This is a genomic window from Cupriavidus sp. FW305-F7 (genome assembly GCF_058782875.1).
On the sequence record NZ_JBYSYC010000036.1, the window covers coordinates 80724 to 91394 of the forward strand.

A 10671-nucleotide genomic window follows, 5' to 3' on the forward strand; every position below is an offset into this window, starting at 1 on the left:
ATCAGTGAATATCGACGACCGCCTCGCCGCGGACCACGGTGGTCCCGTTGTCGAGGCTCATGGCAAGTTCCAGGGTGGCCAGTCCGTTCTCAATCGCAACGACACGGCCTGTGCAGATCGGCGCTGCCCGCACCGGCGTGGTAGCGATAAACCGGGCACTGTACGAGCGGATCTTGTCCTGCGGCACAAGGCGCGTCAGCATCCGGCCCAGATACGCCATCATCAACATGCCGTGCACGATCACATCGTCGCGACCCTTGGCCCGCGCAGCATCAATATCCAGATGGGTCGGCTGGTGGTCACCGGACGCGCCGGCGAACAACGCGAGCGTCGTTCGCGAGATCGGTTCGATCCGGAGCACTGGCAGTTCTGCGCCCACTTCGAGAGGCATGGTCTTCATGCAGTCACCTCCGGGTGGCGCAGCGCGATCACGCACCGCACCTCCGCCAGGATCTGGTCGCCTCGCTTCACGTCCGTCTGCTTCACGACGAACTCCAGGGCGCCATTTTTCTTCGTGTACACATCTGCAATCTTGCGCTCCAGCACCAGGCTGTCCCCTGCGTAGGCGAGGGCATGGTAGATGAATGACTGTTCCGCATGTGTCGTCTTGGTCAAGTCCCCACCCACCTCTGCAAGCCATCCAAGGGGATTGGGCAACTCGAGCTCCAGGGAGTTGCTGAGGAAAGTCGGAGGAACGGGCAAGTCGCGGTGTCCGGCCCGCTGAGCGGCATCCACATCCGAATAAATCGGGTCGGTCAGCCCGATGGTCTGGGCAAAGAAGCGCAACCTGCCGCGCTCGACCTCGAACCGGATCGGCGCGATGCGGTGCTTCAAGGCAGTTTCACGATCGATGTACATCTGGTGAAGTCCCCTATGAAGGGCTGATGCTCAGAGGCAGTCGTAGAAGGTGTCGTAATACAGGCCGTTGAGCGAGTGCCTTCCCGACTGGCACTGGTTCATGGCATAGGTGAAGGTGATGCGCCGCTCGACGTCGGCGATCGACAGTGACCCGCCTGTGCCATACCAATAGCAGGTTCGCTTGCCAGGTCGCATGAAAGGAAGAGGCCCGCGCTCTTTCTTCTCCAGCGGTGCCAGGGCATAGCCGATGCCCCACCGAACAGGCTTCATGTAATAGGAGTCGACGCCCCTGAACTGCTCACGGAAGATCAGGCTGATCGTCTCCGGTGAGAGGAGCTTCACTCCCCGTGACATGCCGTCATGGCTCAAGGCCGTCATGATGCGACCGAGCCCGCGGGCATTGGCGTGTCCACTGCTGCCGCCGAGTTCCGCTCGCCGCCATTCAGGCGAATTGAACAACGCTAGCGGATCACGCTTCTGACCGGAGAACGAGCCAAGGCGCGTGCGCGCCGAAATGGCACGTTCGACCGCCAGATCGTCCCCCGAACTGCCCGATGACGGCGCTGTTGCGGCGACCGGACGACCTTCCTCCTCCGCTGGGTAGACAGTGGCTACCTTGTCGAAGTCGGCGTCGGGCAAGCCCAGATAGAAGTCCGCATCCAGCGGCTTGGCGATTTCCTCGGCAATGAACTGGCTCAACGACATCCCTGTCACCCTGCGCACCAGTTCGCCATTGAGGTGTCCGAACGAACTGGCGTGGTAGGAACCGCGCGTCCCCGGTTCCCACCAGGGCGCCTGGGACGCGAGCCGCCCCGTAGCCGCCTCGACATCCATTGCCGCGGCCAGGCTGAACGGCGGCTCCCACGCTGGCAGACCCACCGTATGGCTGATCAGGTGACGGACTTCGGCTTTCTCCTTCCCGTTCTGCGCGAACTCTGGCCAGTACCTGGAAACCGGCGCAAACAGATCGATCTGCCCGCGATCGGCAAGCATCAGTACGGCCAAGCTGGTGACCGTCTTGGTCGCGGAGAACACATTGACAACCGTCTCCTCGGACCACGGAGCCGAGTGTTCCTTGTCGCGCCAGCCGCCCCAGAGGTCGATCACATCCTCGCCGTCGATATTGACGTAGAGACTCGCTCCGACTTCCTTACCCGCGGCGATGCTCGCCGCAAGCGCATCGTGGACGCGCGCAAAGCGCGGGTCGCAGTGCCCGTTCACATCAGACATTGGCATACTCCTCGAATCACTTGATCACACCCTTGTCCCGCAGCGCGCTGATCTGCGCCGGTGCCAGGCCAAGCAATTCTGAAAGAACGCTGTCTGTGTGCTCCCCCACCTTCGGGCCGACGCTGCGCACCTCCCCCTTGAAGCCAGAGAACCGCCCAGCTGGCGATGCCATGCGGATGGGCTTGCCGGTTTCGGGATCATCCAGCGTGATGATCGATCCGCGCGCAATGATGTGCGGATCCTTGACGATTTCCGCTGCGGAATAGATCGGACCGACCGCCAGGCCCGCCTTGCCGCAGACCTCAAGGAGGTCGGAAAGATCATGGCACCGGGTCCACTCGCTGATCCGCGCCTCGAGTTCGGCGCGGTTCGCGACCCGGCCGGCCGCATCGTTGTCGTAGACGGCCAGCGATTCGTCCTGCATCGCGGCGCGCAGTTGTCGCCACAGCTTTTCCGTCGAACACGCAAGGATGGCGTAGAGCCCATCCTTGGTCGGGAACAGGCCGTGCGGCGCCCATCTAGGGCTGGCGTTGCCCATTCGCTCCATCCGTGAACCAGTCTCGTCGTAGGTGACGATCATGTCCTCCATCAGGCTCAGCAGAGGCTCGTAGAGTCCCAGATCCACCTTTTGCGGCTGCCCCGTTTGGTCCCGTTGCCGCAACGCCAGCATGAGAGCAAACGCACCGTAAATACCTGCGATGCCGTCGCCAAGCATCGCGTAGCCAGATTGCACAGGAGGCCCCCCGGGAAAACCTGTCCGGCTAGTCAGGCCCGCATACGCTTCGGCAACGCGCGCGAAGCCCGGTCGCTGTTCATAAGGGCCGGCTCCAAACGCGGTAAGGTGATAGAAGACAATGTCCTTGCGGCAATTGACCAGGTCTTCGAATTCCAGGCCCCACTTCTTCAACGCCGCAGGTCGGAAGTTCATGACCACCACATCGCACTGGGCGGCGAGCTGTTTGAAAACCGCCCTGCCATCTTCCGTATTCAAGTCCAGGGCAACGCTCTGACGGTTGCGCGCGATGACCTTCCACCAAACAGAGACGTCACCGCGAAGGGGTGGTATTCCCCGCATGGTGTCACCGCTTGGCTGTTCCACCTTGATAACCTCGGCCCCGTACTCGGACAGAAGAGACGCCGCGTATGGCGCGGCCAGGAAAGTCGCGGCGTCGAGAATGCGGATGCCGGAGAGAGGCTTAGCGTTTGCTTGCATTTAAATAAGATCCCTGTAAAGGTTCCTCAGCGATTCAGAACGCCGCCGATCATTCGCCTGATTTCGACCGCCACGTCGTCGGAGTCCTCGAGACGCTCGATCGCCGCGTCAAAGGCGCTTGCGCGGCTGGAGTCGAAGCCACCAAAGTCCAGGCAATCCTCAAGCTTGCACCGCAGGTCTTCGGCGGACATCGGTCTCTGCAGACCGCCCTTGGCTTCGTCGACCTGCGCAGAGAACACCTGGTCGTCAATGACCGCCTCGACGCGCGCGGGCGTCACGTTGCGGCCAGCGCTGCGTTCAATGTCTTCCGCGACCAACGGCGTGACTCGCGCCGCGAGCGTGCGCACCGCAGGCCGCGAGAGCGCCTCGGACGTGAAGTCGGAAAGCCCGACAGCGCCATTCACCAGCGCACAGGCAATGTTGTAGCGAATGCTGAACTGCGCCTGCACGACGGTGTTGGCCTCACGATGCTGCCCCACGGCCTGGTTGCCTTGCGTATTGGTATAGACGCGGATGTCGGTCACTCTGGTCCAGTCGAATCCGGGTTGAGTGCGCAGCTGCAGCGCCGCATCGATCGCACAATGATTCATTCGGCAACACGGATAGGGCTTGTAAGCCAGGTCTTCCAGATGCCAGCGCCGACCCAACCCCTCGCGCAACACGTCTGCATCCAGCTCGGACTGGAGATACGTACGTGAGAGACCATCCGGCCCTTCGAAGATGCGCTGCGCACCGGTCAGGCCTTTGCGCGCCATGACGACTGCGGTAAGCCCGGACCGGGCGCCGAAGCCTGGCTGCATGCGCTTGGTCAATGCGCCGTCTCGCGTGACCTGATGGGTCCCCGCCGCCTGCGAGTAAGCGATGCCGATCGCATTAAGCGTCTCCTTCGCAGGCAAGCGCAGGATGCGCGCTGCTGCCGCGGCCGCGGCGAAATGCGCAAACAGCCCGCTATAAATGAACCCGGCCTGGATCAGCCCGATGCGGGTAGCAACCCCCAACCGGCAGATCAGCTCCAGGCCAGTGACCACTGCGGCATAGAACTCCTTGCCGGTAACCTTGTGATTGGCCAGGCCCACGGCTGCAAGCGCTGCGGGCACGACTGAAATGCCGCCGTGGAGGATGGCCTTATCGTGCGTATCGTCGTAATCGCAGGCGTGGGCCATGATGCCGTTGATCCAGGCCGCGTGAGGCGCCGGCACCCGAAGGTCAGTCCAGAGAACGTCAGCCTCCGCCTTGCCGCCCCAATCGCGGACGATATCGAGGACTTCTTGGACTCCGGCGGCTTTGAAGCCTGCGATGGAACAAGCCAGGGTGTCGAAGATGTTGAGCTTTGCTGCAGCGATGACCGGCCGCGGAATTTCGGAGAAGCTCAGGGCGGACGAAAACTGCGCGTAGAGCATGGCGAAATCAGGCGATGCATCGGGTGCGTCGGACATATGCATGGTGGCAACTCTTCCTTTATTTCGCGGCGATATTTAACTTCTTAGCCAACTTCGACCAGTAATCGATTTCCTTCTTCACATGGGACGAGACTTCAGCGGCCGTCAGTTCCGTCGGTTCACCGTCCATCTTGGCGAGGAAGTCACGTCCTTCCTGCGTGTGGGTGATCGTCCTGATGTCACGGTTGATCTTGTTCACGATGGCATCAGGCGTACCCCCCGGGACAAACATGGCAAAGTAGTTTTCTGCAATCGCAGCGGGATATCCAGCCTCCACGGTGGTGGGCACGTTCGGCAGCGCTGCGGATCGGGATTTGCTTAGAACGGCGATGGGCTTAGCCTTGCCGGAATTGATGTAAGGGAGCAAACCGCCGAGGGTGCCGACGACCACGTCGATGCGTCCGCCGGCGAGGTCGATCAGAGCTTCCTGCCCGCCCTTGTATGGGACGCTCTGCATCTGGATACCCATGGCGTCGTTCAAGAGCTCGGCGTTGAAGTGCTGGCTGCTGCCAATTCCTGCCGTGCCGTAGAAGATAGGCCTCGCCTTCGCCTCCCGAGCCAAATCCGCAAGGGTCGAAATCGGAACCCGTGTCCCGGTGACGACAGCGACATGACCTCGAGCGACCATGCTGGCCGGCCGAAGGTCCTTGATTGGATCAAACGGCTGGTCCGTTCGGGTCGCGGCGTTCGTGGTATACGAGCTGGAAACCAGAACCATCTTGTACCCGTCCGCCGGCGACTTTGCGACGTTGGCTGCACCGATGGAAGAACCACCGCCTGGGCGATTCTCGACGATGACGGTCTGCTTCCACATTCTCCCGAGTCCGTCGGCCAGATAACGGGCAATGGCGTCGTTGCTTCCGCCTGCCGGGAAGGGTACGACGATGGTCACCATCTTGGTGGGATAGGTCTGTGCACTGCCAACGGACGGAACAAGCGCCGCGATGAGCAGCAAAAGTTTGCCAAGCGTCTTCATGGTTTCCTTGCGGGTTGCCGATATCACGAACGGTTGACCGTTCACCAATGTTGGAATAGTGGTCGCCAGCTCTGTCACCGTCAAAGCGGATTCCGAGCTGCGGAATGATTCGGGTTAGCCATGATGACGCCCCACTCACTGAGGAACTAGAATGGTTGACCACCAATGCCTGGTGGGGGTGTCGTAAGAGAAAGCGAGCCGGCATTAACGACCGGATCTCGCCACGGTGGAGGCTCCAACATGACGAAGGATCCACAGTTTGTAGTTGCCCTATCGCACGGACTCGATATCTTGCGCTGCTTCACACCTGATCAGCCACTGCTGACAAACAGCGCATTGGCTCGGATGACTGGCATGCCGCGGTCGACCATCTCTCGCCTTACCCATACCCTGGTCAAGGTGGGATACCTGGACTACGATGCAAACGCCGTCGCGTACCGGCTAGGCCTTTGTGTGCTGTCGCTGCAACCAGCTGCATTGGCAGGAACCCGGTTGGCCGAGGACATCGTTCCGCATATGGCGGAGCTGGCCAATCGGTTGGGCACGCGAGTGTTACTTACGGTATATGAGAGCTATGGCCTCACTGTCGTGCAGCGCGCATGCACCAATCCCGACATTCCCGCACCGAGCTATGTGGGCTATCGATATGCGCTTCCGCGACGGGCCATGGGGCGGGCGTACATGGCTTCTTGCAGTGACGGCGAGCAGGAGAAGATTGTTGCGCATCTGGCGCATGGCGACGACGGCAAACTAGGCACGTTGCGCAGCGAATTCGACCACGCAATCTACTCGTACCGCAACCAGGGCTATTGCACCTCTCTTGGGGAGATCAGGCCCAGCAATCACAGCATCAGCGTCATGCTGAATCTTGCGCACCTTGGCCGGCGCATGACCCTTTCCTGCGGCGGTCCTGCGGATCAACTGCCAGAGCGGATCCTGCACCAACGCGTCGCGCCATTGCTCATGCAATGCGCCGCCACCATTGAGCGCGTGTCGGCAGGGTTGGCGCATTGAGCTTGCCTCGGGAGTGCCGCCAGGGCGAGACGCCACACCCCCGATGAGAGACAAATTGCCCTCTTTCAGATTGGGGATTCCGTCACGTTAATCACCATGGTGAGAAACGACGCGTATCCGCAGACCGCAACAAGCTCCAGGCAAATCTCGGCGCCAAGGCGAGCCGACAGCTTGTCGTATGTGACACCCTTGACCCGGCCAGATCGCGTCAGCTCCATGCAATATTCGTAGACCATCTCCTCATCCGAAGTCATCCCGTCGGGTCGGTGCCCGTTGCACAAAGCGCTGATAGTCGACGCCGCGAGCCCGGATTCCTGGACGGTATCCAGGTGCAAGAATGAGGCAGCGTCGGTGCCCCGGTGCCGACCAGCGGCCACCAGGACGGCGAGAACCCGCAGACGTTCGGGAACCCTCAGATTGAAGCGAAGGTAATCCCCCAGCAACTGTGCGCGGTCTGCAACTTCCGGCGAGTAGAGGAGTGGCATATATGGGCCGCTAAGGCCACCGACCCGTCGCTCGCCGATCGCCGCGGCGACCTCGCGCTGTCTTGGCGTCATGTCGTCTGGTGCTAGCTCTGGAAATCGCATTGGGAAACTCCTTCAGTCGTTCGGAACAGGAAAGGCCGGAATGAACCCTTCCAGGAATGCGGGTGTTGCCGGCTTCGCGACGTTAATGACCAATCCTAGCGTCGCGTAGTAACCGCAGGTCGCAATCAGGTCGATGATCGCTGCCTTGCCAAACCGCCCCGCCGCGCGATCGAACAAATCATCGGATACGCGGCCCTCTGCGAACAAGGCCGTGGCGAAGTCGTAGACAAGCGCCTCGTCGTCATCCATCACCGCGGGACGGCGCCTGGCAGCGATCGCTTCGATTGCCTCTTCTGCCAGGCCAAATTCGCGGGCCTCCATGGCATGCACATGAAACTCGAGCTGTGCAGCGATATGGCGCGCTGTGATGATGATGGCGAGCTCTCGCAGCTTTGGCGGGATGGCAGTATGAAAGCGGCAGTATTCGCCAAGGGATTGCAGACGATCGAGGATGCCGGGCACGTGCACCAGCGGCACGAAGGGCCCCTCGACGCCGCCCTCTGACGAGGCCGATGGCTTGCGGCGGCTGGAAACTGCCTGGAATACGCGCTTCTGCTCGTAGTACATGTCTTCAGGCGCAATGGGGGGATAGCGTGTCATGAGCGTTCTCTAAAGTTATCGAGATTCATTGCCGAAAAGCGATCAGTTCATCGCAGAAGTTGATGGTTTCTTGAACCAATGGAGCACGGTCAATGCCATTAGAACTTGTGACGCAGGCCCGCCATCATGCCAAGGCGCGTACTATTGCCAAAAGTGTTTGCGCTGCTGATGAAACCAGGCGAGCCATTCAAGGCCACCCAGGCACCGCGCAGATGCGTGTAGTCAACTTCCAGGTAGACGTCCGTACGCTTGCTGAAGTTATAGTCCAGCATCGCTGCCGTTGATAACCGCTTGCCACCCTGGCCAGCATGCTGAAGCCAATCGTAGTTGAACGCGCCCACGAGAGTCAGCGCTCCCGTCAGATTGAAGCGCATGCCCGCATAAACCAGGTCATTGCGGTAGTCAGCTACATCAAGGCGATTGTTCGTGTAACCGAGAAAGTACTGCGTGCGTGATGCTTTATAGGTCCCGCCAATGCTCCAGAATGTTTGCTTGCTGGCCTGGGATGGCGGCACCGCGCCGAAGTAGGCAGTCGAGACGTCATGAGTGACCTGATAAACTCCTCCGATCTCCAGCGGCCCAGAGCTGTAGACCAAAGAGCCGGCGGTGGCATTGTTGCCCGAGAAGTTTCCTGCCACTTCTCCAAACGTGTATGCAGCCGCTACTTGCAGTGGCCCGAAAGACTTGATGTACTTGGCGGTGTTGTCGTAGCGCAGCCCCGTATAGTTCCCCCCCTGGAAGCCGACAATGCCGTGATTGGGCACTGACAAGGCATCGTAGGAACCGATGATCTCGCTGGCGAGCGTGTACTGCCGTCCGAATACAATCTTGCCAAAATCGCCGTCCAGGCCGACTACCGCGAAGCGACCGAAAAGGCGGCCCCCCTGCAGGCTCGCACCGGTATCCGGCGCAAAGCCCGACTCGAGGATGTACCAGGCCTTGAGGTTGTTGCCGAGGTCCTCGGTGCCGCGAATACCCCAACGGCTACCGGTAATCAGACCGTCCGACATCTGCCACTTGCTGTCACCCGCTGCATTCTCGTTGGTGGAAAATCGGATGGTCGTGTCGATCAGGCCGTACAGCGTTACATCGGCCTGCGCGGCAAAAGGAATCCCTGCGGCACTAATGGCGATCAGTGCCGTGACTGTCTTACGCATGCTGTTCCCTCACTCCTGTGGCTAGTTCTTTGTTGCTGGCTCGTTGGATCGCGCTGTAGTTTCAGGAGTCTTCCCTTCCTGATACGACGAAAAAACTTTAGCTACGGTTAGTATGTATGTCAATACGATATGTAGCTATTTTGCCAGGACGAAGAAGGCCGCACTCACACTGGGCATACGCACTCTTTGTGCGTCACCAAAAATGATCGACGGTGCCGAGTTTCACCAGGACGGTGCTGACGAGCAATGCGCAGAAGAGACTTCATGCACCATGCATCTTCGCGGCCATCGCGCAAAGAACGCCGGGCATGCGGGCGAATGCTTGTAAGTGGACCTTCGTAGCTCTACGCTAATCGAACTCGCCGGCAGAGCTCCCCCAGTTGCATTCGCACAGCAACTCTGCGACAAGTCATGATGACGTCGGGAAAGCGCGGCTCACGGGGCGCATTGCACACAACGAAGATGAGCTACTCGCTGCCAGGCTCGACCAGATTACCGCCTGAGCGCAATGGCGAGCCATTCCTCCACCCGACCAGCAATCGCCTCGCTTTCGAGCTCCACAATGAAGAGGTGGCCGTGCCCGGGCATACTCCAATCCCGGCCGAGCATGGTCATCGGCACACCCATCACCCTTGTGGTTTCTGCCATGCGCGTAGGCGGCACAGTCATGTCATCCTCTGCGGCAAGGACGAGCGTCGGGACACGTTTGTTCCAGAGTCCGGTTTTGGAACGATCGAGCTTCAGTTCGTCGGTGAGGCCGATGGCCGCATTGCGGATACGTGGGCCATACAAGACGAGAGAAGCGAAATAGCGGTCAAAAGCGGCTTCAGGGAACTTTGCGGAATTGGCAAAGCGTTGCCGAGCGCCTTCACGCGTGGTCCCGGAGAACTTGTCAAGTGGGGAAGGCGGGACAATGCTACCGACGCTCTCTACCGACGCCGGAGCCAGGGCGGCGACAGCGAGAATGGACTCCGGATGGCGCTCGGTGAGCTTGAGCGCGACAGCGGCGCCGATGCTATGGCCCACGAGAACCGATGGCCCGGTCCGCTCCAGCAGCAGAGCCAGTGCATTGACAAGATCCGCAGGCGTATCCGCCAAGTTTTCCGGCCGAGTACCGGATCGGCCTACTCCCGGCCAGTCCACGACATAGACATCCCAACCACGATTCGCGAATAGCAACGCCCAGCCCGGCCTGCCGTCCGGAGTCGTAGTCCATGCCGTCCCGGTATGCGACCCACCGTGGACCATGATGACGCTTCCCTTCGCCGGAGCGCGCCCAGGTGCCGCGCGCCAGTGCTGGACGTACATCTGGTGCGTCGGCTCACCTACAAACAGTTCCGTCATTGAAGCAATGGCATCTGCGGCCAAAGCGTTTGCCGGTTGGAGAGATAGCAGGCCAACTCCGACTGCGCCTGCCAGAATGATACGGCGACACAGGGTTTTCAGATTTTCAGACAACATCGACGCCTCCGGAATTATCCATTGCCTATCCTGCCGCATCCGCACCAATCTCAGGAATCCGTCCCCACCACGCCCATCAGCTTCAGGACGTTGCTCGGCGTCAGCGGCATAGTCGTGATCTGAGCCTTGTAGGCCG

Annotated in this window: 11 protein-coding genes; 1 reads left to right on the forward strand and 10 read right to left on the reverse strand. The window is 60.4% G+C overall.

Going from position 1 to position 10671, the window contains the following annotated elements:
* Position 1: 1 nt before the first annotated feature.
* Genes AC3WL8_RS28245 through AC3WL8_RS28270 form a run of 6 tightly spaced genes read right to left on the reverse strand, consistent with a single transcriptional unit; the run spans position 2 to position 5794 of the window.
* The gene (locus AC3WL8_RS28245; protein WP_492379304.1) at positions 2–400 is read right to left on the reverse strand and encodes a MaoC/PaaZ C-terminal domain-containing protein; all 399 of its coding nucleotides are present in this window, start codon (positions 398–400) and stop codon (positions 2–4) included.
* On the reverse strand, positions 397–858 hold the full coding sequence (locus AC3WL8_RS28250) for a MaoC family dehydratase N-terminal domain-containing protein (protein ID WP_492379305.1): 462 nt from the start codon (positions 856–858) through the stop codon (positions 397–399). The genes AC3WL8_RS28245 and AC3WL8_RS28250 overlap by 4 nt, the downstream gene beginning before the upstream one ends.
* A 30-nt stretch (positions 859–888) precedes the next feature.
* Positions 889–2088 carry a serine hydrolase domain-containing protein gene (locus AC3WL8_RS28255; RefSeq protein WP_492379306.1) on the reverse strand — a complete coding sequence of 400 codons (1200 nt, stop codon included), beginning with the start codon at positions 2086–2088 and terminating at the stop codon, positions 889–891.
* A gap of 16 nt (positions 2089–2104) precedes the next feature.
* Positions 2105–3301, reverse strand: coding sequence for a CaiB/BaiF CoA transferase family protein (locus tag AC3WL8_RS28260; protein ID WP_492379307.1), 1197 nt, complete (start codon positions 3299–3301; stop codon positions 2105–2107).
* 26 nt (positions 3302–3327) lie between these two features.
* On the reverse strand, positions 3328–4743 hold the full coding sequence (locus AC3WL8_RS28265) for an MmgE/PrpD family protein (RefSeq protein WP_492379308.1): 1416 nt from the start codon (positions 4741–4743) through the stop codon (positions 3328–3330).
* Positions 4744–4759: 16 nt separating this feature from the next.
* On the reverse strand, positions 4760–5794 hold the full coding sequence (locus AC3WL8_RS28270; RefSeq protein ID WP_492379319.1) for a Bug family tripartite tricarboxylate transporter substrate binding protein: 1035 nt from the start codon (positions 5792–5794) through the stop codon (positions 4760–4762).
* 162 nt (positions 5795–5956) lie between these two features.
* Here AC3WL8_RS28270 and AC3WL8_RS28275 point away from each other — a divergent pair, with 162 nt between their 5' ends.
* Positions 5957–6730 carry an IclR family transcriptional regulator gene (locus tag AC3WL8_RS28275; protein WP_492379309.1) on the forward strand — a complete coding sequence of 258 codons (774 nt, stop codon included), beginning with the start codon at positions 5957–5959 and terminating at the stop codon, positions 6728–6730.
* A gap of 65 nt (positions 6731–6795) precedes the next feature.
* Here the strand turns inward: AC3WL8_RS28275 and AC3WL8_RS28280 are convergent, their stop codons facing one another.
* From AC3WL8_RS28280 to AC3WL8_RS28295, 4 genes are all read right to left on the reverse strand, one after another.
* A complete protein-coding gene (locus AC3WL8_RS28280) occupies positions 6796–7317 on the reverse strand; it encodes a carboxymuconolactone decarboxylase family protein (protein WP_492379310.1) in 522 nt (173 codons plus the stop codon).
* A gap of 12 nt (positions 7318–7329) precedes the next feature.
* A complete protein-coding gene (locus AC3WL8_RS28285) occupies positions 7330–7917 on the reverse strand; it encodes a carboxymuconolactone decarboxylase family protein (RefSeq protein ID WP_492379311.1) in 588 nt (195 codons plus the stop codon).
* A 98-nt stretch (positions 7918–8015) separates the two neighbouring features.
* Positions 8016–9074, reverse strand: a complete 1059-nt coding sequence (locus tag AC3WL8_RS28290) for a porin (protein ID WP_492379312.1) — start codon at positions 9072–9074, stop codon at positions 8016–8018.
* Positions 9075–9566: 492 nt separating this feature from the next.
* Positions 9567–10671, reverse strand: a 1105-nt coding sequence (locus tag AC3WL8_RS28295; RefSeq protein WP_492379313.1) for an alpha/beta hydrolase, incomplete at its 5' end; no start/stop codon positions are given.

Bases quoted from the DNA above. Each gene is read 5' to 3' on its own strand.
- AC3WL8_RS28245 (WP_492379304.1), bottom strand. From the start codon at position 400: ATGAAGACCATGCCTCTCGAAGTGGGCGCAGAACTGCCAGTGCTCCGG.
- AC3WL8_RS28250 (WP_492379305.1), bottom strand. From the start codon at position 858: ATGTACATCGATCGTGAAACTGCCTTGAAGCACCGCATCGCGCCGATC.
- AC3WL8_RS28255 (WP_492379306.1), bottom strand. From the start codon at position 2,088: ATGTCTGATGTGAACGGGCACTGCGACCCGCGCTTTGCGCGCGTCCAC.
- AC3WL8_RS28260 (WP_492379307.1), bottom strand. From the start codon at position 3,301: ATGCAAGCAAACGCTAAGCCTCTCTCCGGCATCCGCATTCTCGACGCC.
- AC3WL8_RS28265 (WP_492379308.1), bottom strand. From the start codon at position 4,743: ATGCATATGTCCGACGCACCCGATGCATCGCCTGATTTCGCCATGCTC.
- AC3WL8_RS28275 (WP_492379309.1), top strand. From the start codon at position 5,957: ATGACGAAGGATCCACAGTTTGTAGTTGCCCTATCGCACGGACTCGAT.
- AC3WL8_RS28280 (WP_492379310.1), bottom strand. From the start codon at position 7,317: ATGCGATTTCCAGAGCTAGCACCAGACGACATGACGCCAAGACAGCGC.
- AC3WL8_RS28285 (WP_492379311.1), bottom strand. From the start codon at position 7,917: ATGACACGCTATCCCCCCATTGCGCCTGAAGACATGTACTACGAGCAG.
- AC3WL8_RS28290 (WP_492379312.1), bottom strand. From the start codon at position 9,074: ATGCGTAAGACAGTCACGGCACTGATCGCCATTAGTGCCGCAGGGATT.